We start from the raw sequence: 24,297 nt of genomic DNA, 5'->3' as shown, positions 1-24,297 counted from the left end.
GTGAATGAAGGCCTTCTAAATGTCATATTTGCGGGGGTAAAATATGATACAATTTGTACAGGCGGCTCAAATTGCTTCAGGAAGCATACGTAGCGCCAAACTTCGTTCTGCACTCACGACACTCGGAATAGTGATAGGCGTCGCAGCAGTAATTATAAACGCATCCCTAGGTGCCAGCTTTAATCAGTTCTTCACTGATGAAGTTTCCTCTGTGGGCTCAAACTTTATAATTGCATATAGCGATCAGCCAAACCTCTTCTATGATAGTGAGCTTGAACTTATTAAAAACACTCCCGGGATTTTAGGAGTTTCTCCCAGGAAGATGGTATCTGGAGAGATCAATTACCTTTCCGATGTTAAAAGCGTGAGCATTGTGGGTGTAAACGGAGATTTTCAGGAAATCCAGGGAATCAAAATGGAAGAGGGCAGTTTTCTTACAGATAAGGATATTTATTCTGCTGTGCTCGGGTATGACCTTGCGAAAGAGGAATTTGGCAGGAGTATTTCGCACAGGAGCAGTGTTGATATTGCTTTCCGGCAGGAGGACGGCACGCTTGTAATTAAAAAATTCAAAGTAAAAGGAATTCTGGAGGATTCAAAAGAAACTATTGTTGGAGGGGATGGCAGTACAGACATGATAGTCTATATCCCTATCTCGACCATGAATGAGATGACTGGGGAACAGGACTATGGAGCCTTTTTTGCGATGGCAGAAAGTTCTGAAAACATCGGCAATATTTCAAAAGACGTGGATAAAAGACTTGCTCGAAGCTTCGGAATTGCTGAAAGGGATCTCAACAATGAAGACTCGAAGCCTTATACTGTATTCGATCAGGCAGATGTCCTAGAAGAGACCGGTGCACTGGGAAAAGCTTTAAGCACTTTTCTGCTCGTCCTTGCTTTAATTTCACTGTTTGTAGGCTCGATAGGAATAATGAATATCATGCTTGTTACGGTCACTGAACGCACAAGAGAGATCGGTATTATGAAGTCCGTAGGTTACAGCAGTTCCAATATTTTGTCCCTTTTTTTACTGGAGTCAATAATGGTCAGTTCTCTCGGCGGGCTACTGGGTACTGCTATAGGAGGTTTTGGAGCCTATATCCTTGAAGAGGCACTTAAACTTCCGCCGGTTTTCCCTTTCAAGTTAATCGAAATCGGAATTCTTATTTCGGTTCTCGTGGGAGTGGGCGCGGGATTGTACCCTGCAAGAAAAGCTGCAAATATGAATCCTGTAGATGCCTTACGATATGAATAAGGGTCTTTTAAGTTTGAAGGAATGACCCTTATTCTTTCAATATTTTTTACCATCTCTATCTTTTTCTTCGAGTTTTTTTCTACTTTTAATCCCGTTATATTAAATAAGTAAAATGACTTTTAATATCTTTTGTTTACAGTACTTTTACTGATAAGCTCATCCCAAAACCAATTTTATTCTCAAATCAATGAAAGTTTCAGAATTACAGCTCGCGATCCGAATCTTGATTGAGTATCCTGAATTCGAGATTGTGAAAAGCAATTTTGAATTTTGGGATCAGCCCCTTAACTGGAAAATTGGTTTTCTCGATATTATCATGAACTCGAATACCGATGAAAAACACTTATAGCTAATAAATACTGATGTCTTTAAACGAATCCATATAATAACTTCAAAGTTGGACAAACAGCGGAGTAAACATGAATTCCAAAACAGCTGATCATGAAGTTTCTTTTCCCGATGTTTCCTCTCTGGAAACAGACGCTAGAGATGAAAATAAGGAAAAGTTGTTTTCGGAAGAAAAACTTTCTTATAGTGAAACTTCTGATACAGAGTCCTTTAAATGTGAGTTGTCCCATTCTGGTCAATCAGGCAGTAATGGTAGAGGAAAAAGTCAACCTGGGCCTCCAGTAATAGAAGTCATAAACGTCAAGAAGAGTTATACCCTGGGAGATATGGAAGTTCCCATTCTCAGTGATGTTAACCTTACAGTATATGCGGGGGAATTTCTTGCTATAATGGGCCCTTCAGGTTCTGGAAAAAGCACACTTATGAACCTTATAGGCTTTCTTGATAGGCCTACGGAAGGAAAAATCCTGATTAAAGGCCGTGATATTATTAAACTATCTGATAAGGAAGTTGCCAGGCTCAGAGGGCTTGAAATTGGTTTTATTTTTCAGACGTTCAATCTAATCCCGAGGCTCACAGCCCTTGAAAATGTTGAGTTGCCCACCTATGCTAACTCACGAGAAGGTGTGGATACGCGCAAAAGGGCAAAAGAACTTCTTGATATGGTCGGGCTTGCGGACCGCATGCACCATAAACCCGGTGAACTTTCCGGAGGACAGTCGCAAAGGGTAGCCATTGCCAGAGCTCTTATTAATGACCCGGCAATCCTTCTTGCCGATGAACCCACAGGAAATCTGGACTCTAAAACAGGCTGTGAAATTCTTGGCATGTTCGCCAGACTTAACAAAGACGGCAGGACTATTATAATGATAACTCATGACCCAGAAATTGCGAAATATGCTGACAGGGTAGTACTCGTAAAAGACGGAATAATCCAGAGCAATACAGAATAAACAGGATTAATTTTGAATCTTCTATACATTTTGAAATTCAATGTCAAAATACTAATAATCTGGATATATAAAAATAGTCAAGATAGATATGAATAATCAGAACTCCCGGATTATTTTATCTGCATTAAGCTAATCAGGATGAGTTAAAATGGAACGAATAAAGACGCCGACTGCCTCCATTATTATATTTTTGCTTTTAGTTTCATCCATTATTGCGACACCTGCATCTGCATCGACTGCCGGTGCTAATCTGAAGATTACAATAGTCGAAACAAATCCTTATCCAGCAAAAATAGGAGAATATCTGGACCTCACAGTTCAGGTAGAAAACGTGGGCAGGGATAGGGCAGAAAACGTTGATCTCGAAATAGTTCCTGAATATCCCTTTTCCCTTGATTCCCAGGAAAATGCCGTGCAGAATATAGGGTCTCTTGCTCCTGGTAAATTTGCATCCAGAGAGTTTCATCTTTTCGTGGACAAGAACGCTCAGAAAGGGGTCAGGTCAATTGATGTTCGTGCCCGAATTAATAATAACAGCCCATGGAGTGAGAAATCATTTGATATAAGAATAGGTACCGAAACATTCGACAGTAAAGGCACTGTCGAGCTTGCAGAGATTGTCTCATCCCCTGAAGTCTTTATGCCCGGGGGCCGGGGCACTATTACAGCAACTCTTAAAAATACTGCAACAACCCCGATTGTTACTATCAGTGGAAAAGATTACGATACCAATGCGAGGATCCAGTCTGCAGTTTTAAGACCACTTTCTGACGAGGTAATCGTCCTTGATGCTCCTTACGGAGAAATGGGCCTTCTTGGTCCGGGTGACAGTATCAAACTGACATTTAACGTTATGGTCTCTGAGGACGCTAATGAGGGAACGCACAACCTCGAGCTTGCAATCGAAGGCAACTCTTTTGATTACAATAGCCGGAAGAACATTCCCCTTGAGGTTGACCCCTCAAATGTAAAGGTCATTCCTTCAAAGCCCCTCACGCTGGTAAATGGCGAAGCTACTGTAGAATTTGATGTGGCAAATACTCACCCAAACAGTTTTAACTCTGTTAGCATAAAGCCTGAAGCTGAAGGTGTAAAGTTTTACCCTGTCGAATATTTTATCGGACCAATGGACCCTGACGAGCTTTTCACAATAAAGTTTGATGCTGTGGCAGACTCATCTCTGGATAACAGATGGGAAACTTCTGAACCTATAAACCTCAGCCTCTCCGCAAGTTATAGCAATGGCATTAACAAGCATGAAAATCTGGTAAGTAATCTTTATATTCAGCAGACTAGGGAAAACCAGGGGAGTAACTCCGGTATGATTCTACTTGCCCTCGTGCTTGTCGCCCTTGCCACTGCAGGTGTGTTCTTATATCGAAAAAAACAGAGTAAAAATAAATAAGTAATCCGGAAGCATTCCGGTAACTAGCTGCTGATGCCTGCAGTTAAATTGTCACTTTTTAATCAGGCATCTTCCTCTGGATCTCCATCCTTAAAATAGAGGTTTTAATCCAGGCCCGTATTTAATGAAAGTTATATATTTTCAATTTTCATCTTCACTTAATAGTTCTGTTTTTTTCAATTTTTTTCCTTTTGTAGATGATTCCACTTTGGCATGAAAGTGCTTTCAAGTACTTTCATTTGGCATGAAAGTCCATGATGAGAAAACTCATCACGTACTCTCTCCTTCCTTTTTTCCCATAATTGCGATAATTCCACTAATTATTGTTATCCTTTCATCAACCGAGAATATGTCTGCCTCAACAATCTTTCTCTTTTTAACTTCTCCCTTTTGGTATCCTGTTTCATCTTCGTACATCTCATCGTTTGTGATCAAATGCCATATTATTGTTGCAATTTTCCTTGCTAAGGCAATAATTGCCTTAGCATATCCAATTGTCTTCTTTTTCCTGTTAAAAAACTCCTTTAATCTGCTATTTTTCTTTCTTGCTGCTGCTTGAGCAATCTGAGTTAGAATCCACCTTGCTACTTTTGATCCTCTCTTAGTGATTCTTCCGTTATGGTATTTATCTGCAGATTGATACACATTAGGAACTATTCCAAGCCATGAAGCAAGTTTATCTCCCGTTGGAAAATCCCTGAAATCTCCTATTTCAGCAATTAGAGTTGCCGCACCAAGCTCCCCAATACCTGGAACTGACATCAAAATTTCCATTTCCCTTTTATGCTTTTGATAAGCATAATTGAAAATTTCTCTTTCAAGAACTTCAATTTCTTCATCTAAATGTTTTATAAGGTTCAGACATATCTGAAGCCTTATTGCAGCACTCTGTGATATTTCTCTATCCAGAATTTCCCTTATCTGAACACTCTTTTTCCGAACATTTGGAGAAAGCGACTCTATAATTTGATCAATATTTTTACCTGAAGAGATTCCTGCTAGAATTGCTCTACCATTTTTTCCAAAAATGTCAGTCAGAACATCACCCAGATGTAACATTTCGGAGGAAAGAATTGCATGAGCTTCATTTTTAATGTCCGTTCTTTTTCTTACAAGAGTTAGGCGAAGCCTGACGTATGACCTGAATTCTCTATGTTTCTTCGGAAAAACTCTTGATGGTTGAACCATCTTATTCAATGCAAGTTTTGCAATTACTTCGGAATCTATTTTATCTGTTTTTTTATGTGTAAATGCTTTCATATCTCGAGCATTTCCAACTATAACAGGCAAATGATCTATCAATGCCTCATAAATCGGAACCCAGAAATCACTTGTTGATTCACAGGCAACAACATCACATTTTTCAGAGGTTACTAAATTTTTAAGATCTAAAATCCCATCATCATCTCTGGCAAAACGATGTTGTTGTTTTTCACCGGATCTACTGAGGATAGTAGCAATAACAAAACGTTTGTGAATGTCTAAACCACAAGATTTGTTTATTTCTCCGTCCAATTTACATTACTCCATCATTTCCAGGACAGTAGAATTGCTTCAAAGGCAATTTGGCATCCGTGATCAAGGTCACATCTGGGCCTTCGATGGCAATTCAATGGTTAGTTTTTTGACGGCTTCGGAGAACCAAAGTAAAAACAACCTTCCTGTCCAAAGGTAATGATGGAGTTCTATTATCAAAAAAGCTAAGTGAAAAAGACTTTCATTTTTTGGGCATGTTATTCCAAGAATATCATGTGTGTTTTTTGGGCATGTTATTCGAAGAATATCATGTGTGTTTTTTGTTTCGTTTTCCTGAAGGGAAGTGTTCTCTGGTTTTGCCGGAATGGTGAAAGTAAATGTACTTCCTTTCCCTACTTCGGAGTCCACACTTATATCCCCTCCATGCAGGTCTACAAAGTTTCTGACAATAAATAACCCAAGTCCTGCTCCCCCATATCCTCGTGCTGCTGAAGAATCTGCCTGTGTGAAAGGCATGAATATTTTCTCGTAGCTATCTTCAGAAATCCCTATCCCGTTATCCGAGACTTTTACTTCGAGAACTCCTTCTTTTTTGCAGGCGCTGATTACAACCTTTCCTCTCGCCGGAGTGAACTTTATGGCGTTACTTACCAGGTTATACAGGATCTGCCTGAGTTTTGAAATATCAGCTTCAACATTTCCTACAGAGGGGTCTATCTTCAGTTCGACATTGATCTTCTTTACCGAAGCAGGTGAAAGGAGGTTCATTCTAACCTCTCCTATGAGGCTTGCAACATCCACGTCCTCATATTTGAGAGTCTTTTCTCCAGCTTCAAGCCTCGAGATATCAAGCAGGTTATTAATGATCTCAAGCAGATTTTTTCCGCTTATAAGGATATTATTGACATATTTTGACTGCTTTGTATTCATGGGCCCGAATGCTCCTTCCAGCAGCAGGTCAGAAAAACCTATAACCGAATTGAGAGGGGTCCTGAGCTCATGGCTCATATTCATTATGAAACTGTTCTTTGCCCGGTTTGTAGCTTCAGCATCTTTTTTTGCTGTAAGGAGGGTCGTTTCAAGCTCTTTTTGCCCGTTTATGTTGCATGTATGCATCAGGCATTCCCAGCCACCTTTTCTTTTAACGAGAACGCCCTTTTCCTCCACAAGCCTGAGAAGTTCGCTGCCCGATAATTCTTCAAGAGGAAAAGTACATAGATATGTAAGCTTTCTTTCGTTATCCCGGTTAATCTCTTTAAGGTTTTCTTCCAGCTTTTCAGGGTCGGGATTCAGGGAACCTCCCTTCCTGGTAATACTAACATTCATTCTAAAGCCGGGGAATCCTTCAGAAAAGGCTTTTTCACTCTTTTCTTTCATGAGTTCTTTTACTGCTGATTCAGGAAGCGGGGAACCTTTAGAGAGCGTGCCGGTGTTAATAATCTCTAATTGAAATGAAGTCAGATATTTCTCGACACTCACATCTGCTTTCTCAAGTTCTTTTTTTACTCTTTCTTCTTCAAGTGCGTCCGTAACAGTCCAGAGGCAGTACTCTCCCCTCTCAATTCCCTGTTTAAAATAGGAAACAAGTAGTTCTGTCAGTTCTTCGATATCACTATATACGGCAGAGAGCTGAGAGCTCTGTGGAATGCTTGAAAAAAGTTCGGGGTATTTGTCAGTCTTTTTTGTCAGAATCTTTCCCCCTCCATATGTTTACAGTAAGCGCATCTTCAGCGCACATCCGGGTTTGAGTGGGGCATGAGACAGAGGCTGCGGAGATGTATGATAATTTTCCGCGCTCCAAATAGGGTTAAAGTTTTAGGGAATCTCCCTGAAAATTACAGGACAATATTAATTTTCAAACATTTATTTTTTCCTAACTTCCAATATTTAATACATATGCTTTTATTTTCTATCATATTACATCAGCATATATAAGAAATGTGCTAATTTCCAATGTTGCAAATTATTCTCCTTTTTTATTGTCTGTCTCTTCGCAAAATATCTGAGTGACCTTTTTATTTTTTTCTTATAATGCTCTTATATATTTGTGAATTAATATCTACTAAGGTTTTCTGGATAATTAATCAGCACCAGGTTAACTGAAGGTACGGATTTCTTACATCCTTTATGATTGCGTGAAGCTTCATTTGACGTGGAGATTGTATGCTGAAGTTGAGGCAAGCTATTGGGATTTCTCTTGGGAGTATAAAGAGCTCAAAGCTCCGTTCAGGCCTGACAACCCTTGGTATTGTCATAGGTATTGCCGCAGTAGTTGCAAATATCTCTCTTGGGGAAAGTTTTAATGTGTTTTTTGAAGAGGAAATAAGTGCCCAGGGCTCCAATTTTATTATCATTTACAGCCAGGAGCCTAACCTTTTTTACAGCAACGAGCTTCAAATAATCGAAAAAACTCCTGGAATCAGCGGGGTCTCTCCAATAAAACAGCAGCTTGGGGAAGTGACCTATTTCTCCCAGAATAAAAATATCGACATCGCAGGGGTGACCGGAGACTATGAGGATACTGCTAACATCGTTATGGAAAGTGGAAGTTTCATAAGCGACCAGGACACTTTTTCCGCAGCTATCGGGTCTGAAATCGCAAATGAAAAATTTGACAGGAGTATTTCTGCCCGCAGTTCAATAGATGTTACCCTGCGTCTGGAGGGTGGGCGGACTGTGACCAGAACGTTCAAGGTGAAAGGCGTTGTTGAAAGCCTGAACGCTTCGTTTACCGGAGGCGGAATAGATAGGGATGTAACCATTTTTGTACCTGTTTCAACCATCAACCAGATGCTCGAAGAAGATGATTTTTCAGCCTTTTTTGCGATGTCTGACAGTCTCGAGGATGTGGAGGAAGTCTCGGATGAGGTGGATGAGCGACTTGCCCGAAACTTTGGGGTCTCATCAAGAGACCTTGATGATGAAGACGCAAAACCCTACAGTATTTTTAATCAGGCGGATGTCCTTGAGCAAATAAACCAGCTTTCTGACACCCTGAGAAATTTCCTCGTTGCAGTAGCTCTCATCTCTCTACTTGTGGGTTCGATAGGAATCATGAACATAATGCTTGTTACAGTTACAGAAAGGACCAGGGAAATAGGGATCATGAAAGCTCTGGGATTTTCAAGCACTGACATTCTTGTCCTTTTTATTGTCGAGTCTATTATTCTCAGTCTGTTTGGAGGGCTTCTGGGACTGATTGTAGGAATTGGGGGAGCTTATGCAGTCACAACCGCCCTTAACCTGCCTTTCCTTTATCCACATTATATTTTCGAGGCAGGAATTCTAGTTGCAATAATTGTCGGCGTTTCTGCCGGAGTTTACCCTGCAAACAAAGCAGCAAAACTCACTCCTGTGGATGCGCTGAGGCATGAGTAAAAACAACGCTCTTAAACACCAGTTCTTACGAATTTTAATTTATCCTTAAACAGAAACCGGAATAATAATTACATATACAGGAGGATACTTATTCAAAAATACATTTTTTGTGTTTTCTTCCACAGGTTCGTGAAAAGGGCAACCAATAACCTGGATTTTTGCTTATATAATTTTGTGGAGGATTTAAGGGTGGAACTCGGAGAGAAGAAGACTATTGGAGCCAGGAATTTCCTTTATCCTATGCCCACTGTCCTTGTAGGTGCCGATGTTAATGGAAAGCCAAATTACCTGACAGTTGCTTTTTGTGGAATTGTTCAGGCAGGTCCCCCTATGATTGCGGTAACTCTCGGAAAAATGCATTATACAAATGAGGGTATCCGGGAAAATAAATGCTTCAGCGTGAATATTCCTTCCAGACATATGCTTGAAGTCACGGATTACTGCGGCATAGTATCCGGGAAAAAAGCCGATAAATCCGACATTTTTCGGAGTTTTTACGGAAAACTTGGGAAAGCTCCAATGATCCATGAATGTCCTGTCAATCTTGAGTGCAGGCTGGTCGATACTCTGGACTTTGGTGGTGGCAGTGAGGTTTTTATCGGTGAGATTCTTGAAAGCTATGCAGAGGAGAAATATTTCTGCAACGGGATTCCTGATGTAGAAAAGATCGAACCCATCGTTTTTTCTATGTATGATAACAATTACTGGGGAATCGGTGAGCACCTCGGTAAAGCCTGGTATTCTGGAAAAAAATTCAGTCAGAATATTAATGAGGACAGAAGTGAAAATAACGTGTAGAAAAAGGGCGCTCTTTGAAGAGGGCTTTTTTGCAGGCGCAAACAAAGGGTTTTGATAGCAATTTTGAAAATTTCAGGCCGAATAATCAGCTTTTACCAGTTTCGATTTCTATGGGACAGCAGGGGGTTATCTTATAAAAATAACAGTATTCAGCGGGAGCCATAAGGGCAGGGAAGGAAATACTCTTATTATGGTTGAGGAGTTCCTGAAAGGAGCAGAAGAAGCCGGGGCAGAGACTGAAAATATTATTCTGGCAGAGAAAAATATCAGGCGCTGCAGGGGGAAATTTGAGTGCTGGCTTAAGACCCCGGGCAGCTGTACTATTCACGATGACATGGAAGACCTGATCTCCAGGTTCATGGGCTCGGATATTGTGGTCTTTGCATGCCCTGTATACTTTGATAATGTCCCTTCCATAATGAAAAGCTTCGTAGAGAGGCTTTCTCCTGTACTTTTGCCTCAATTCGAGGAAGACGGGAAGGGAGAGTACAGGCACGCTAAACGTTATGAAAAATATCCGAAACTTGCCGTAATTTCGAATGCAGGGCTTCCCGGGCAGATAAATTTCGATGTAGAGAGGCTTTTCTTTCGGAGGCTTGCAAGAACTTTTCATACTGAGCTTGTCGCGGAAATCTATAGAGCAGAAGGGGAAATTTTCAGGGGCCAGAAAAATATCATGTTGAAACCTCTCATAGGAAAATACAAAAAACTGCTCAGGTCTGCCGGTAAAGAAATCGTTGAAAACCACATGCTTTCTGAAAAAATAATTGAAGACCTTGGGAAGCCAATTGTACCTTCCAGCCTGTACATAAAATTCGGAAACGAAGAGTGGGACAGGCTCATAAAAGAAAATCAGACCGAATATAAATGATGCCCTGTAACTTATTTTTTTCTCTGGAGCTCAGATAAGGAGCAAATGCTTAAATAAGCTGTAAAAAATCTTATTTGGCCAGCAATACTGGTAAATAATGAAGGAAAGAGTCTATAGCAGACTCTTTAATCACTGGTTTAATACCAGTTATTGACTCTGGAGGTCTCCTTCAACCAGGTCATCCAGGCTGTGTTCCATGTAAGGTGCATTACTCCTGTTAATAAGCTCCTGGCAGACTTCTACAGGCTTTCCGTCCATTACAAGAGCTCCGTTTTCTATCAACAGAGCTCTATGAGCTACTTCCCTGACAAAGTCCATATGGTGGCTTACGAGTACAATTGTTGTGCCAAAACGCTCGTTAACCCTTTTTAGTGAATTTGTCACATCCCTCAGGGTTACGGGGTCAAGGTCTCCGAAAGGCTCGTCAAGCATAAGGTATTCTGGAGAGGTTGCAAGGCTCAGGGCAATAAAAGCTCTGACGTGTTCTCCTCCGCTTATCTGGTAAGGAGTCTTGTCAAGGATTTCAAGTGGAAGGTCAAGGGCTTCGAAAACGGGTTTTGAGTAGATGTCAACATCAGTAACCGGAACTGTTGGGAAAAGTTCGTAATAAATCGTGTCGCTGAGGTTGAGTTCTCTGAGCGCTTCTGTCTTTTCCTCTTCAGGCATATCTGGCAGGCGATAAATTGTATCCAGGGTTTCATCTGAGAGTCCCAGTTCGCTGGCTTTATTTCTTGCATATTCGATTGCACCCTGTTTTTTCAGGCTCAGCCTGAAGCGGATCTGGTCTCTCACAGTTGAGTTTACGGACATTGAGAATTCCTGGTTCATAATGCTCATAATGCGCCTGAGTTCCATACGCTTCCTGCTATATCCGGTGACATCCACCCACTCACCTTTGCAGAGGTACTCGACAGTCCCACTTTTCGGTTTTACCAGACCTTCCATCAGTTTCATTATTGTTGTTTTTCCGGCTCCTGAAGGCCCTATAAACGCCAGAATTTCTCCTTTATAAACATCCAGAGAGAAATCTTTGATGTTGAGAACTTCTCCCATCCGGATAAGAGAATAACGTTTTGATATCTCTCTTACTTTAATGCAGACTTCTTTGTTCCCGGATTCTGAAAGTTCTTCCCTTGGTTTCATATCTTTCAGGAAGTTTTTAAGGACCCAGGCGGGTTCACCATCTGCTGCGATTTTCCCTTTCTCAAGGAAGATAAGTCTGTCTGCAAGATAAGCATGGATTTCAGGAAGGTGGGATACAACTATAATAGGGATATTCAGTTTTTCTTTCAGACTCTTTATAACGTCAAGGATTTCCTGCTTTGTATCCGGGCCTGTCATCGTTACGGGCTCATCAAGGAGAAGGACTTTTGGTTTTGCTGCAAGCTGCCTTGCCATTACAACCCTTTGTTTTTCTCCCCCGCTCAGAAGATTTGTGGAATGAAGGGCTTTGTGTTCCAGGCCCACCAGTTTTATGTACTCCATAGCTTCGTCAAAGAGATCTTTATAATCATCTGTCTCATTGTGCGGAAGAGCTTCATGCCCTACTCTAAGGTAATTCAATTTCCTTATGATGTTTTCTATTGCAGGACCGTTCCAGAGACCGAAATTCCGCTGGAGGTGTATTGCCGTGACACTTTTCAGGAAGTGTTCGCCCTCAATCCCTGAATCCGGAGTTACAACTTTTCCATCAACTTCTATAGTCCCTTCGTTAAAGGGCTCGACTCCACGGATAATCCGTAACAGAGTAGATTTTCCACTTCCGCTTCGACCTGTAATTCCGAGGATTTCTCCGTCCTCCACCGTGAGGTCGATATGGTCTAATACTCTTATTTTTTCGGAACGTACCTCATAATCTTTTACCAGATTGGAAATCCTGATCATAATCATACCTCTTAGTGCTGACTGCATTTTTGGGCCCGATACTGAGATTTTCAGGTCTATTACAAGAAATTACTCGTTCTTGCCTGAATCCTGGGCCATGTAACACTAATTAATATCTTTTATTGTTTAATATGTTACTAGTGTCATGAACATTTAGTTTTTGGTCATTTTATAAGTTAAGAATCGTTATGTATTAACATATAAATACTATAAATTATGCTCAATAATTAAATTGTCATGACACTAGATTAAATTTAAGTGATATTTCTGAATGTGTGTATTATAACAGGTTACTGATGGTCTACCTGTGAACTATTAATATCATATGCTCTGGGAAGTTGAGCATTCAAGAATATTTCTAAGTATAAAAGGTTTCAGAAATAAAAAGTTTAGGTAAAAGTCTTACAGGAAATTCAAAGCAAAAATCTGAAAAGGAACTATAAGTTTAAAATTTGAAGTTAAACAGCAAATCTCTGAAAAGAAATAAGTAAGTTCCGAAACTTTCAGAACCACAAAAATATTAATGTTTAAAATCGGTCAAGCGCAACGAATCTTTTTGATGCAATAAGCAGGTAGCACACCTTGAGCCCTTAACAGGCACTTATCTTTTTATGGCTGATACAATCTCAGCCACCTTTGCAGTAACGTCTTTTACTTCTTCAACAACTGTGCCGGTGACGATCATATCCGCACCTGCAGAGGTACAGATCTTTGCAGTTTCCGCGTTTCTTATCCCGCCGCCAACAATAAGTTTGTTTTCTCCAAGTACCTGCTTGACAGCCCCTATCATTTCAGGGTTGACTGGAGAATCAGCCCCGGATCCTGCTTCCAGATAGGTATAATGCATGCCAAGATATTTGCCTGCAAGAGCATAGACTGCGGCAATTTCAGGCTTCTTTCTTGGAATCAGTTTGGCGTCCCCCACCCAGCCAACAGTGCCTCCAGGTTCAACTATAAGGTATGCCATGGAGATTGGCTCGATCTGGCTTCTGTATACAAGCGGAGCTCCAAGAACCTGGTTTGTAATTACATATCCCAGATCCCTTGAGTTCAAAAGGCTCATAAAAAATACCGCATCTGCGTACTTACTGAGCCCGGCTGAGCTTCCCGGGAAAAGGATTGTGGGGACGTCTACATTCTCTTTAATTTTTATTACAGTCTCATCTAACAGGGTTCCCGACGCTCCGGTTGAGCCCCCTATCATGATGGCATCAGTGCCCCCTTCAACTGCTGCAAGAGCAATTTCGGCGGCTCTATCAGGCGTCTGGGACGCCGGATCGATAAGGGTAAGATGAACTTTTCCGTCCTTTTCAATAATCTTCTGGAGGTGTGCTTCCACCTGCAAAAAAGATCATGCTCCCTTGGATTCCTTGGATTTTACGCGAAGAGCGCTGGAACCGCACTTTCTGCAGCGGGTTGCCCTTGTAGCGTTTCTGGCATTACACTTCATGCAGATTTTCTTGTTTAACAATCTTTCTTCTGCTTCTGGAAAACGACCCATTTTTGTCACCTGCTATTATTTTTTATTATCAATACGGTATATAGCCCGCTTAATGGATGTTAAGACATATAATGTTTTTCATCAAAAATTTCCGCGGCTTACTGGGTTTGAACTCTTTTTCTCTTCTATCACATACCCTGCCCTTTTCTTCATACTCAAAGGTTATTTATTGGTTATGCTGTTTATCCCGTATCCTGCAGGCTGGAGTTAGAGACTGCAGAATATTGCAGAATATTAATGACATCTGTTTAATAGTAATAATATCAATGCTGGCATTTCTGGCGGTAAATGTATTTTTACACTGCCATTAACAGGCTGATATTGATAGCCTGTGAAGTTTATGACTGAATTTATGTAATTCCAGGATTGTCAGGCCAAAGGTAATCTAGTCTGAAAGACAATTTTGACTCAAAAACAATCAGGCAGAAAATATCGAACTCAGACTATTCAAAAACCAGGATTAATTTAAAATTTAATGTAGACCCGGGATAACTTAATTCTCGATTCCAGTGTGGTGATTGATATGGCTATTCATCCTATAGAATACCGGTACGGTACAGCAGAAATGAAATATGTGTGGAGTCAGGAAAACAGACTTGCTAAGATCTTGCAGACCGAGGCAGCTCTTGCCCGGGCAGAAGCGGATATGGGGCTTATTCCCGCAGAAGCGGCTGAAATTATATTCGAAAGCATTACTTCTGTAAAAGCCGAGAGAGTCGATGAAATAGAATCCGAGATCCACCATGACATGATGGCTGTCGTTGTTGCAATTTCAGAGATGTGCAGGGATGACGCAGGAAAATGGGTTCACTTCGGAGCCACTTCAAACGATATTCTTGATACCGCAACAGCTCTCCAGATTAAAGACGCAATTGATATTCTAGAAGACAAACTCAAAACCCTTCTAAAAGTTCTGGTAAACCAGGCTGAAGCCCACAAAAATACTGTTTGCTGCGGAAGGACTCACGGGCAGATAGGTGTTCCAACCACTTACGGTCTTCGTTTTGCAATCTGGGCTTCTGAAATCTCAAGGCATCTTGACCGCCTGTACGAACTGACTCCAAGAGCTACTGTGGGGCAGATGACCGGCGCTGTAGGCACTCAGGCAGCTTTTGGAAAATCGGGAATCCTTATTCAGAAACTTACAATGCAGCACCTCGGAATCGGGGCTGTTGATGTCTCAAACCAGATTATCCAGAGGGACAGACATGCCGAGTTTGTTATGTGGATGGCAAATGTAGTTACAACACTGGACAAGATCGGGATCGAAATCAGGACTCTTCAACGCAGTGAGATCGCCGAGATAGAGGAAAGTTTCGGGAAAAAGCAGGTAGGTTCATCCACCATGCCTCACAAGCGTAATCCTATCAAGTCCGAACAGATCTGCGGGCTCGCCCGAATAGTAAGGGCAATGGTTGAGCCTGAACTCCTTAACAACACACTATGGGACGAGAGGGACCTCACGAATTCTTCAAGTGAACGGATTGTCTTCCCTGAAGCCTGTATACTTACCGATCATATCATTAAACTCGGGATCAGCGTTCTTGAAAACCTCAGGTTCTATCCTGAAAATATCCGCAGGAACCTTGATTCCTTAAATGGTCTGAATATGGGCGAGGCTGTTATGATAGAACTTGCAAAAAGAGGTGTCGGCAGGCAGGAAGCTCACGAACTTGTCCGGACTGCAGCTATGAGAGCTCATGATACAGGGCAGCATTTCAAACAGGTTCTTCTGGATACTCCTTCCGTTTCAAAATATCTGAGTGCAGGAGATATCGAGAACCTTGTAAACCCTGACAAATATATAGGGACAGCAGTGGAACAGGTAGAAGGGCTCGTTATAAAGCTTCGAGAAGCCTATTCACTCTGAAACTCTTTTCCTTTTTTATTAAATTTCATAAATACAAAAAAGTAATTTCTTTCGTGACCCTAAAATATTCTCGATCGTTCTGTTTTTATCGACAGGCTTAAATATAAATATTTATATCAGATGAATCCCTTCTGTATATGAAAGCTTTAACCTGAATATAATTCAATTGGGTGATGAGGCATCTAATTAACGGGTGATGCGTAACTAAATTCTACAGGGCTAGATGTTGTAGATAATTTGTGGTGTGAAAGTGGATAAGATGCCTCATTAACTCCTATGTACAGGTTATTTATAAAATTTATGCTAATTTTATTCCCTGTTTTCCCAGAATAATTCTTTCTCCCACTATCTCTTTTTCTTATCTTTTTATTCTTTTTTATTTAGTTTCTGTTTATCTAACACTAATCATCTACATACCAGTCGAAAATGAAGATCATATTAAGCTTTTTACGGAAAAGATGAATGGATTATTCCGGATGAATGGATACTTTCTTATCTGGCTTCCCATTTTAGGACTTCTATTTTTCCCATACAATGTCTGGACCAGAATGTTATCTACATCTCCGAGAAATAATACTTCTATGAGCTCTCCATGCCCTGACCCGGAAGTTTTCTGAGAAAAGGAAGACAATACATCATAAGGGTATTTAATCTTTTGAGTTTTGCAGGCATTCATGCCTGGATCTATTTGAAATTACTTTATTTGTCGAAAGAAATAGATGATCTCATTTTTTTATTTTATGATTATAAAAGACACAATTTCATAATTTAGTGATTTCTCATTTTTTCCTTTCTTAAATCTTCATTTTTCTCTGCTAACCGTCCAAATAAACTGTAATAATCCTTGAGAAACAATTTCTTTGGCATGAATTCCAAAGAATTCTTTTATTCTTTTAATTTTTCACTTATTTTTTGCCTAAAATCGATACGCTCCGCTACATAATCCTTAATTCCTCTCTCAAAATAGATTACTAAAGCTTAAATGGATTAAATAATCTGAACAATTCCAGAAATGACTTTTGTGGTTTCTTGAGCAAATTTAACCTTCTCATTTGAGTAAGTTTAATCTGGTTCTCAATTCCTTTGTCAGTCCTGAACTGCTTCTTGTTGTCGGTTTTTAGACTTTTTGAATAATAGCTTTCAATAGGGTTATTTGTCGCTGGCGCTCCTGGAAGATAATGGAACAAAGTAAGATTTAACCAGTGTTTATTGATCATCCACAATCTTTTTTGAATCGTTTCATCATATGTCCTTATATTTTGCATTAATTTATCAAAGTTATCTTTTGCTTTTTCAAGGCTATTAAGTGGGAAATTTTCCTTTTTTCGTCTTCTTTTAAGCTTTAATTTATGTCTAAACTGGTTAAATTCCTTTTTTGCTTTTTTACTCCATTCTTGATGTTTTTCTTCATTAGTAATTACGTTGAGTTCTTCAGATAGAAGTTTTTCCAGAAATTTAATCTCATTTTCTCGATTGTAGAATATATTCAATAACCTGTACTTCAATAGTTCCTGTTCAATCGTTGTATTCTTTGGGAAATCACTAACTATAAGCTTGTTTAAGTGCATCAAACAATATTGATGGACTAACTTATCCCCAAAAATTTCCTTTAATATATCAGGGTATCTCTTATCAAAATCCGTAACGATAAACACAGGCTCTGATGGATCAAGATTTTTCTGCAGAAACTCCTTAATAGTTTCTGGATTCTTATCTTCAAAAAGTTCATCTGCTATCGTTGTTTGAGTTTTTGCATCCAGTAAGGTTAAACGGTATTTCTGACACCTTCCTTCTTTTGGATGTTGTTCGTCATAGTGTACCATATGTATATTTTCTGAAAATGGAACAGTTTCCTGTTCCATTTCTTTGTAGAATGCTCTTAAAATAGTGCTTCTTGATATTGGATAGATGAATTCCATTATATCAGAAATTCCATCGTATGAAACGTTATGGTATCTGAGTAACTTGAAGAAATCATTGAATGAATCAAAAAGTAAAGCTTTCAGATCTCCCCAAAAACTATAATCTTCTTCGTATGTACGACCACAATTTGAGCATTTATATCTACCAATGTTGATTTCTCCAAGACCTTGTTTAGTATGGGGGTTATAGCCATTATGAACCATTGGAGTATTACAAATTGAACAGACTGGAGGAATTTTTCTACGAAAAATTCCTTGTGTAGTGTATTCATAATTGTTTCCAAAACAACCAAAAACGTCTAAAAGAGCAGGGAGCTCCGAAAAGTTATTAAGAGTAAGGTTTATAGTTACCATTGTTTGTGCCGTAACATCATTACATAATTATAGAATTATAATTTTGTGTAGTGATGTTACACTTACTTTTATCACTAGTGTCTTAGCAACTTAATTATGGTGCATAATGCTTGGACATTTTCTCATCAGCAACTTTTCTCGTAAACTTCCAGTTGATCTTACTTTCATGTTCATTTCTTCTCTTTGTCCATGCACCCACTTCGTGGGTAAGTGTCTGCATATCTCCGATCCTTCTGTCTGTACATTCAATATCCATTACATTGATCTCTATTTCTGCAGCATTAAGCCAACTTGCATGTTTTGGTGTGTAATGGAATTCTATCTTGTCCAGAATCTTTTTTGCTTCCTCTTCGCTGAATGTTTCGTAGAATGACTTTTCTTTATGGATATTGAGATTATCCGTAACCAGTCGGATGACTTCAGCTTCAGAATATTTTTCAGTAAGGAGAATTTTCACGAATTGTGCAAAATCCTTCATAGTTCTTCTTTCGGTGACTTGAGTCACCCTTTTTCCTGCTTTAAATTCTACTGCCACGAATACATTTGCGGTTCCATTCCTGACATATTCGTAATCATATTTTTCTGGACTTCCAGGTTTCATTGGGATAGCTTTCCTCTTATCTCCAAGAAGTTGTTTTGGTTTCTCGTCAAGGCATATGAGAGGTTTTTTCGGGTCATATTTTTCTTCATAGAGGTTGAGAATGTTGTACATTCTTTCTCTATACTCGGCATTTATCTTTTGAATGCACCACATCCGTCTTAACCAAGGTTTAGTTTTGCTTTTTTTAGAATAAGCCGGATGCTCTCCTTGTTTATTGTTTCAAACCCTTCTCTCATCTTCAGTTCTTCAGTAAGCAGTACAAGTGTCCACTTTTTTCTTCCATCAGGAGGTTTGGTACATGCTTGCGCTATGATTTCAGCCGTGTGCTTTTCGGTGTATTTTATAGGCTGGCCAGTTCTTGTTTTATCTTCAAGAGCGCTTTGGAGACCTTCATCCAAGTACCTTTTCTTGATTCGCCCAACAGTATTCCTACTAACATTCAATATCTCTACGATCTCGGTGTTCTTTTTATTCTTGTTGGCAAGTAACAGGATTCGTGCTCTTGTTAGTTCTCGTGCACTTTTCTGTCCCTTTTTAACAAAGTCTATGAGGTACTGCACCTCATCTTCTTCAAGTTTTATTTTTGCCATGAATGAAGATACAGATGGGATTCAAAGTTTATAATAATGACTCAAAATTAAGTTGCCATGACACTAGATTTTGGAACTGAGTCTTATAAAATAAAAGTTTATATATGATGATTCTCTATCCCACTTAGCGTGCTTTAACCAGAATTCATCCACATGGGTGATTGAGGCATCTAACAAAACAGACTTTATTTAATCAGAAATCTATTATGGGCTAGATGGTAGATTCTTTTTGGTGTGAAAGTGGATTAGATGCCTCAATAATTTCTAATGATGAGGTTATTTATATAATTTGTGTTCATTCTGCACACAACCGCCCAAAACTATCTGCTTAATTCTGTTTTCCCTTTTCCGGACCAGCATACTCTCTTTCTATCCGAGTTTTTTCATTATTCCCTGCATTTTCATCATTTCTCTCAATTAAGCAGAAGTTCTCAGTAAGAGTATAATTCCCAAATTAAGCAGAAATCTCAATAAGAGTATAGTTCCTCAATAAAACAGAAATTCTCAATTCCTCAATAAGAGACGATTCTATTATACAGTACTTCCTGGCAGGGGCAGTACCAGATGACACTTTAAGATGACACATTAAATACTGTCGTGCGTGGGCGTCTCTCAGCTCCAACTCTCATTAAATATTTATTTTAAACTGATGTCTTCCTGCACGATCAGTATTAAAGTGCCGGTTCAGTAGTAACCAGATTTGGCTTACTCCTGCTGTGGGGGTTTGAAAACTTCCAGGTTCTTCCAGTCGAATTTGTCCGGAGGGCAGGCTCTAATGCATTTCTGACAGTGTGCACCTTCACAGAGGTCAGTGCTTATCATAACCCTGTTTTCTTCGTCAATTGAAATGGCATCGTTGGGGCAGACCTTTATGCACTTCCTGCACTCGGGGCAGTCAGAGACTACCATGGTCATATAGGTCCCTACCCTTTCCAGTACGTACAGGCCCTCCTCTCCAAGCACAGGGATATCTCTTTCCACGCGCTTATCGACCACAGGGTTGCTTATAGGGTCATCGAGTGACGGAAGCCCCTTCTTTTTAAGGTATTTCTTAAACATCTTGAAGGGCATCCCCTCTTCCCAGTACGCAAGTTCAAGGACATATGCATCCCTGAATTCCGGAACAGTCGCAAACATTATATGAGTGCCTATTATCTGGCTTGCAATGTCCTGAAGCTCCCAGAGCCTCTCCTCTGAAAGCAGGGTCTCCCTTGCAACTGCAAGTGAAGTATTTCCGAGCTGAGCAATTTTTCCTGTCGAGTAAGGGATTAATCCAATTTTCTGGGCTTTTTCAGCGTCCATGTAAGTTCCGGCAGCCCCTGCCATATAGGCAACATCTATATCTGTCATTTCGATGCCTGCAGCCGCACAGAGAGTTATATGCCCTGCTCTGATAGCGCCAATAGCTTTTCCGGCTTCTTTCAGGTCTCTTTCCGAGAACGAAATATTGTTCTGCAGGTGAATAAATCCGTCCGGGGTCTTGACTTTCGGAAGTTCAACCAGGCCATGCCCTATGGCTTTTTCAATAAGGGCAATAACTCCAGTACCTGTGATCCCTTTTGCTTTAATCTTACCTTCTTCAAGGATTTCTCCGGTTTTAGGGTCAACAAGATCCCCAGGGTCGGGTTTCATCTCTTCGTTCAATACATAGTTCCTCAATGCCCCGTTTTCGAATTCAAAGTCCGAAATTGCAAAGGGAGAAGCAAGGGTTCCGTGCTTTATCTGCTGCCCTTCAAGCGCAGGACCTGCTGCTGCCGAGCCTGTATAAATGATATCCTTTACTTTGAGTGCCATCTCGGCATTTGTCCCATAATCCGTTGCAATTGATATTTCGTCACTTTCAAGCATTCCCGATTTGGTTATGAGGGCAAGGGCATCCGCTCCTACTTCGTGTTTTATGGCAGGAGGGATTACAACTTCGCAGTTGAACTCTTCAAGCCCTGAAATTTCGCTGCTGGGTATTATCCTCGCGTTTCTGGTCTGTTCCTGTATGTTGTACTTCTTTTTCTTCCGTTCCCCTGCGTAAGCCAGGTCTTCGATAGTGATTCCCTGGAAAATAGACAACTGAATCGGGTTTCCGCAGATTGAAATTCTGTCCAGTTCCCCGCTAGGCACATCAAGCGTCTGGAGCAGGGTTTTTACCGCATTTACCGATAGCCCATGTGCAAGATCCTGCCCGTAGCGAATTGCGAAGTCCATGTGATCCATCACATTCGCTCCGGGAAGAGGATTTCTCAGTGTTATTACTGTCCTTTTGATTTCTCTGGTATCCATGTCAATCTTCTGAGCTCGATACCCACTTGTTCCCAGGTCAACTGCAACTCCATATCTCATATAGATCCCCTCATCTTTTTATTTTTCCGGGTTTTTGACATATCACTTAAGCCGTTTGAGATTTTGTGTAATATTACTTTGAAAAATGACGTATAAATAAATGCGGGGATTTATTCTTTATCTAATATTTTAATACCTGGCTAATTTTTTAATTTTCCTGTTCTATGTGTAAAAAATACCTTTTCCGTCTTTGCTTTTTCTTTTCAGGCTGATTAAATATCCGGACTATTTTACTAAAAAATAGATATCGGGAGAGATACGGGTAAGATATTTTTATATACTACATATGTCTTTGTATAGCTGATGAGCTAGTCCGGGTAGCCCGGCGTTACCTGTAACCCGAAATCGCCGATACGCGGGGGACGAAGCCAAAGGAAGATGTGCCAGAGAGATTCCAGCCTGAAGTCTCAACTGAGAAGCCCCGTCCTGCTTGGATGGTGCAGGTATGCGGGCCTGCTGGAAAACAGGTTCTCATACCCTAACCGTGGAAACCGGTCGAGGCCCGGAAGGGAGCAGACTCACTGTGGGCAACCGTCGCTTGCGGGGTCGCGGGGTGGAGAAGAGATCTCAGCCTACTGGAGCTTCCGAGGCGCAGCGACCTGAGGCGTGCTCATCACTTGATCCATTATTGAATCCATTTGAAAAGTTTGGTTTTATAATATAACTGTGATTTTTCACTTAATCAATCCCTTAAATATGTTTCTCTCTCCGGAAAAGGTTAAATATATGAAATGCGTTTTAGGGGACGCGTTTCTAAAGTTCAATGTGACGAGATAGCCAAGCCCGGTATGGCGCGGGATTGCTAATCCCGTGATGCTCCGCATCCCGGGGGTTCGAGTCCCCCTCTCGTCGTTTCTTTTTTAATATCTTTTTAATTTTTATTTCTTCTTTATCTATTTTCTTCTCTTTTCTGTATGTACATTTTATATAAGAGCTCTCCTTATACTCTATAAATAAAATTCAATTCTAGCCCTCTTCTCTGTACTGCAACTCAGAGGGTTAAAGATTATGATAAAATGGACCGAGTTAAAACAATGAAACGGATATCATCAGGGATACCTGAGCTTGACACAAGAATCGGCGGTGGATACCTGGCGGGCAGGGTTCTCCTTATCACAGGGGATACAGGAACCGGTAAAACAACTTTTACCATTCATTTTCTGCACAGGGCATGCCTTGATGGTAAAAAGTGTGTTCTGGTTGCAACGGAAGAACTTCCTGAGGATATTCTTGACCTATCCGAAATGCTGGGTCTCGGGCTTACTAAATATTATGAAAATGGTCAGCTTGCTATTGAGAGGTCCTTTCAGAACCGCTCGGAAAAAGTTCAGACTTCCAAATTCGGTTTCACTCCCGAAGGCCTTGAAATTGAACTGCCAACCCTTTCTGATTATGTACCTGAAGGAACAGATGTCGTGGTTATTGACAATATAGGGGTTTTCACACTCAGGCTCTCTATACAGGACTTCAGGGACCAGTTTGACGCATTGAATTTTATCCTGAGCACCAGAGGTGACTGCACGGCAATGTTTGTCATGGACGACACGGCTTGCAAGATGACTCACAACCTTGCCGAATATTCTGTAAGCGGTTCTCTCCGGCTTATGGTAGACGAAAACCCATATACGGGAAACATTGAACGCTACATAAGAATTCCTAAAATGAGACGGACATGCCTCAGTTTAAACCCTATTAGATTTGAAATTACCTCATCCGGGATTAAACTCCTTTGAGCCTCTGATTAATTATAATTCTATTCTCTTTTTCAAATAATCTCTCTTTTCAAATAATTTTTCTTAAAAATCCTTTTTATATTTTCCTGTATGGATATCAGCTTTTAAATTTGAATTCAATTTTCAATACAAATTAAATATAATATATTTTTTATGATTTATCTTCATGAAAAGATTTATACTATTAAACGCTATTTCTTATTTAATTAATTTCAAAATTTTCAGTAGTTTTTCTCTATATTCATTGAAGAGTAAATTAAATTTCGAATGAAATATCATTGTTTAGTAACATGATGAATACTATTGAAGACCTTTAACAATTATGATAAATTTAAACAGAACATGTATTATTATTTTATACCGATAGCCGAATTTACGAGGGGACTAATCTCCGGTGGGGTGGGCTTCTATGGTTTCTAAAAACGAGAAATCTCCGGATGACTCAGAAAGATCAGAAAAGAACATGCGTACAGGCGAGGAAAAAGATGTTCAGGCAGGCAAATCCTATCTTTTACAGGTGCCTGTCAAGAAAATTCCTTATGAAACCGGTGCTAATACGCCCGGTAGCAGCCCTCAGGCTGGAAAGGATACAGATGCAGATACGGATAATATCCTGCAGGAAGCTTTAAAAGATGAAACTGCGGGAAATGAAAATGATTTCAATAAAATTGCAGAAAATGAGAATGAAGAAGATGGGGATGATCAAAATGAAAATACTCATCTCCCTGATATGAAAATCAAGGTAGAAAGCCGTAAAACCAAACCTGTACTGGAACCTGTACAATTTGAGAGTTTTTCCCCGGAAACAGGGGTTGAAGGAGGTTTGAAATCTGAAGTTTTACATGGCCCATCTTTAATTGCGGACGAGCCCGACAGCGATAAAACGACCTTTTCTGATGGAAATGCGGCTTCTGAACAAAAACCTGCTGTTTCTAAAGAGGCGACTTCTGAAAAGAAAGTTGAACTAATTCAGGAAACTGAAAATAAAGGCATTTTTCCCCCTCCTAGAGGGCCTCATCTT

Annotated in this window: 15 protein-coding genes, 1 tRNA gene, 1 other RNA gene and 1 pseudogene; 10 read left to right on the top strand and 8 right to left on the bottom strand. The window is 40.2% G+C overall.

The window, feature by feature from the left end; translation table 11 throughout:
* Positions 1 to 43: 43 nt before the first annotated feature.
* The 3 genes from M886_RS01960 to M886_RS01950 all read left to right on the top strand — a co-directional run bounded on the left by M886_RS01960 (position 44) and on the right by M886_RS01950 (position 3,964).
* Positions 44 to 1,258, top strand: a complete 1,215-nt coding sequence (locus tag M886_RS01960; RefSeq protein WP_015411474.1) for an ABC transporter permease — start codon at positions 44 to 46, stop codon at positions 1,256 to 1,258.
* Positions 1,259 to 1,677: 419 nt separating this feature from the next.
* Positions 1,678 to 2,559: an ABC transporter ATP-binding protein gene (locus M886_RS01955; RefSeq protein ID WP_048050556.1), complete on the top strand. Its 882-nt coding sequence runs from the start codon at positions 1,678 to 1,680 to the stop codon at positions 2,557 to 2,559.
* A gap of 148 nt (positions 2,560 to 2,707) precedes the next feature.
* Positions 2,708 to 3,964 carry a COG1361 S-layer family protein gene (locus M886_RS01950; RefSeq protein WP_048050555.1) on the top strand — a complete coding sequence of 419 codons (1,257 nt, stop codon included), beginning with the start codon at positions 2,708 to 2,710 and terminating at the stop codon, positions 3,962 to 3,964.
* A 270-nt stretch (positions 3,965 to 4,234) separates the two neighbouring features.
* On the opposite strand, the gene M886_RS01945 is transcribed toward M886_RS01950, so the two are convergent.
* The gene (locus M886_RS01945; protein WP_011032006.1) at positions 4,235 to 5,479 is read right to left on the bottom strand and encodes an IS110-like element ISMma5 family transposase; all 1,245 of its coding nucleotides are present in this window, start codon (positions 5,477 to 5,479) and stop codon (positions 4,235 to 4,237) included.
* Positions 5,480 to 5,548: 69 nt separating this feature from the next.
* A complete protein-coding gene (locus M886_RS01940; protein ID WP_084685034.1) occupies positions 5,549 to 7,087 on the bottom strand; it encodes an ATP-binding protein in 1,539 nt (512 codons plus the stop codon).
* 516 nt (positions 7,088 to 7,603) lie between these two features.
* Here M886_RS01940 and M886_RS01935 point away from each other — a divergent pair.
* From M886_RS01935 to M886_RS01925, 3 genes are all read left to right on the top strand, one after another.
* Positions 7,604 to 8,818 carry an ABC transporter permease gene (locus tag M886_RS01935; protein WP_015411469.1) on the top strand — a complete coding sequence of 405 codons (1,215 nt, stop codon included), beginning with the start codon at positions 7,604 to 7,606 and terminating at the stop codon, positions 8,816 to 8,818.
* A gap of 174 nt (positions 8,819 to 8,992) precedes the next feature.
* Positions 8,993 to 9,616, top strand: coding sequence for a flavin reductase family protein (locus tag M886_RS01930; protein WP_235203850.1), 624 nt, complete (start codon positions 8,993 to 8,995; stop codon positions 9,614 to 9,616).
* 190 nt (positions 9,617 to 9,806) lie between these two features.
* Complete coding sequence (locus M886_RS01925) at positions 9,807 to 10,487, top strand: flavodoxin family protein (RefSeq protein WP_053228861.1); 681 nt, start codon at positions 9,807 to 9,809, stop codon at positions 10,485 to 10,487.
* A gap of 147 nt (positions 10,488 to 10,634) precedes the next feature.
* On the opposite strand, the gene M886_RS01920 is transcribed toward M886_RS01925, so the two are convergent.
* The 3 genes from M886_RS01920 to M886_RS01910 all read right to left on the bottom strand — a co-directional run bounded on the left by M886_RS01920 (position 10,635) and on the right by M886_RS01910 (position 13,872).
* Positions 10,635 to 12,371, bottom strand: a complete 1,737-nt coding sequence (locus M886_RS01920; RefSeq protein WP_048038079.1) for an ABC transporter ATP-binding protein — start codon at positions 12,369 to 12,371, stop codon at positions 10,635 to 10,637.
* Between the two features lie 601 nt (positions 12,372 to 12,972).
* On the bottom strand, positions 12,973 to 13,716 hold the full coding sequence (locus M886_RS01915; RefSeq protein WP_015411465.1) for a geranylgeranylglyceryl/heptaprenylglyceryl phosphate synthase: 744 nt from the start codon (positions 13,714 to 13,716) through the stop codon (positions 12,973 to 12,975).
* Between the two features lie 6 nt (positions 13,717 to 13,722).
* Positions 13,723 to 13,872, bottom strand: coding sequence for a 50S ribosomal protein L40e (locus M886_RS01910; protein WP_011035257.1), 150 nt, complete (start codon positions 13,870 to 13,872; stop codon positions 13,723 to 13,725).
* A 523-nt stretch (positions 13,873 to 14,395) separates the two neighbouring features.
* On the opposite strand from M886_RS01910, the gene purB reads away from it, so the two are divergent.
* Entirely contained in the window at positions 14,396 to 15,742 is a 1,347-nt protein-coding gene (purB, locus tag M886_RS01905) for an adenylosuccinate lyase (protein ID WP_048050553.1), read from the top strand.
* A gap of 971 nt (positions 15,743 to 16,713) precedes the next feature.
* Here purB and M886_RS01900 read toward each other — a convergent pair.
* The 3 genes and pseudogenes from M886_RS01900 to M886_RS01885 all read right to left on the bottom strand — a co-directional run bounded on the left by M886_RS01900 (position 16,714) and on the right by M886_RS01885 (position 21,543).
* Entirely contained in the window at positions 16,714 to 18,018 is a 1,305-nt protein-coding gene (locus M886_RS01900) for an ISNCY family transposase (protein ID WP_048050552.1), read from the bottom strand.
* Positions 18,019 to 18,112: 94 nt separating this feature from the next.
* Positions 18,113 to 19,209 (bottom strand): annotated as a pseudogene (locus M886_RS17610) (IS630-like element ISMma8 family transposase).
* 705 nt (positions 19,210 to 19,914) lie between these two features.
* Positions 19,915 to 21,543 (bottom strand): methylamine methyltransferase corrinoid protein reductive activase, encoded by a 1,629-nt coding sequence (locus M886_RS01885; protein WP_048050551.1) that lies wholly within the window; start codon positions 21,541 to 21,543, stop codon positions 19,915 to 19,917.
* A gap of 301 nt (positions 21,544 to 21,844) precedes the next feature.
* Between M886_RS01885 and ffs the strand changes: the two genes are divergently transcribed.
* From ffs to M886_RS01870, 3 genes are all read left to right on the top strand, one after another.
* An RNA gene (gene ffs, locus M886_RS01880) (signal recognition particle sRNA) lies at positions 21,845 to 22,159 on the top strand.
* A gap of 151 nt (positions 22,160 to 22,310) precedes the next feature.
* Positions 22,311 to 22,395 (top strand) — tRNA-Ser (locus M886_RS01875).
* 182 nt (positions 22,396 to 22,577) lie between these two features.
* Positions 22,578 to 23,276 (top strand): RAD55 family ATPase, encoded by a 699-nt coding sequence (locus M886_RS01870; RefSeq protein ID WP_015411460.1) that lies wholly within the window; start codon positions 22,578 to 22,580, stop codon positions 23,274 to 23,276.
* Positions 23,277 to 24,297: the final 1,021 nt, after the last annotated feature.

Source organism: Methanosarcina soligelidi (assembly GCF_000744315.1).
GTDB classification, from domain to species: domain Archaea; phylum Halobacteriota; class Methanosarcinia; order Methanosarcinales; family Methanosarcinaceae; genus Methanosarcina; species Methanosarcina mazei.
Note: the sequence above shows the minus strand (reverse complement) of the source record. Positions and strands in the feature narration are given on the sequence as shown.

What these genes read in the sequence shown, in the direction of transcription:
- M886_RS01960 (WP_015411474.1), top strand. Translation starts at nt 44, where the DNA reads ATGATACAATTTGTACAGGCGGCTCAAATTGCTTCAGGAAGCATACGT.
- M886_RS01955 (WP_048050556.1), top strand. Translation starts at nt 1,678, where the DNA reads ATGAATTCCAAAACAGCTGATCATGAAGTTTCTTTTCCCGATGTTTCC.
- M886_RS01950 (WP_048050555.1), top strand. Translation starts at nt 2,708, where the DNA reads ATGGAACGAATAAAGACGCCGACTGCCTCCATTATTATATTTTTGCTT.
- M886_RS01935 (WP_015411469.1), top strand. Translation starts at nt 7,604, where the DNA reads ATGCTGAAGTTGAGGCAAGCTATTGGGATTTCTCTTGGGAGTATAAAG.
- M886_RS01925 (WP_053228861.1), top strand. Translation starts at nt 9,807, where the DNA reads ATGGTTGAGGAGTTCCTGAAAGGAGCAGAAGAAGCCGGGGCAGAGACT.
- M886_RS01920 (WP_048038079.1), bottom strand. Translation starts at nt 12,371, where the DNA reads ATGATCAGGATTTCCAATCTGGTAAAAGATTATGAGGTACGTTCCGAA.
- M886_RS01910 (WP_011035257.1), bottom strand. Translation starts at nt 13,872, where the DNA reads ATGGGTCGTTTTCCAGAAGCAGAAGAAAGATTGTTAAACAAGAAAATC.
- purB (WP_048050553.1), top strand. Translation starts at nt 14,396, where the DNA reads ATGGCTATTCATCCTATAGAATACCGGTACGGTACAGCAGAAATGAAA.
- M886_RS01900 (WP_048050552.1), bottom strand. Translation starts at nt 18,018, where the DNA reads ATGGTAACTATAAACCTTACTCTTAATAACTTTTCGGAGCTCCCTGCT.
- M886_RS01885 (WP_048050551.1), bottom strand. Translation starts at nt 21,543, where the DNA reads ATGAGATATGGAGTTGCAGTTGACCTGGGAACAAGTGGGTATCGAGCT.
- M886_RS01870 (WP_015411460.1), top strand. Translation starts at nt 22,578, where the DNA reads ATGAAACGGATATCATCAGGGATACCTGAGCTTGACACAAGAATCGGC.